Annotated in this window: 2 pseudogenes; both read left to right on the top strand. The window is 67.7% G+C overall.

Annotated elements, in window-relative coordinates:
* Nucleotides 1-163: pseudogene (locus PGX04_RS28430) on the top strand (sugar kinase); the annotation flags it as partial.
* Between the two features lie 100 nt (nucleotides 164-263).
* Nucleotides 264-666: pseudogene (locus PGX04_RS28425) on the top strand (hypothetical protein); the annotation flags it as partial.

The raw sequence follows: 666 nt of genomic DNA, 5'->3' as shown, positions 1-666 counted from the left end.
GTTCATCGCTCGCCGGCTCGAGGGTGACGACGTTCCAGAGGCCCTCGAGTACGCCGCGGCGACGGCGGCGCTCAAGCGGACGATCCCCGGCGACGTCGCGCTCGTCACGGCCGAGGAAGTCGAGGCCGTCGTCGACCAGCGGGGCGAAGATATCTCGCGGTAACGCAACAGCGGATCCGACGGCGACGGCGGCCGCGGGGACGGACGATTGGACGGATTTGCCAGAACGAGTTTTATGGCGGCGTCGAAAGTCACGGCGTACAATGAATCGTGGTGCTACGGTGCTGATCGCACTGCTCGTGGCCGCGAGTACCGTGACGATGGCCGCGGCCGCCGGTGCAGCGACGACGTCGACCGAAGTCGCATCGAGTACGACCGCACAGAGCGATGCGGAGGCTGACGCAGACGCGAGCGCACACGTGACGTTCGATCTACAGGGCGATGCGATCACGAACTACCGCGTCGACGGCGAAGAGACGTTCTCGTCCGTCGCCGTTCAGTCCCAGAGTGAGGCCGAGTCCGGTACAGACTTCGACGCCGACGTCGGCCTCGAGGCGGCGACGAACCTGGACGGGGCGAGCCTGTCGGTGGCGACGCGGACGCAGGCGAGCACCGAGATCCGGACCGAAAGCGGCGCGACGCTGTCGGCCCACGACACCGAGCGCG

The organism is Natrinema soli (assembly GCF_028618695.1).
The sequence above is the reverse complement of the archived record's forward strand: the minus strand, read 5'-3'. Positions and strand labels throughout refer to the sequence as shown.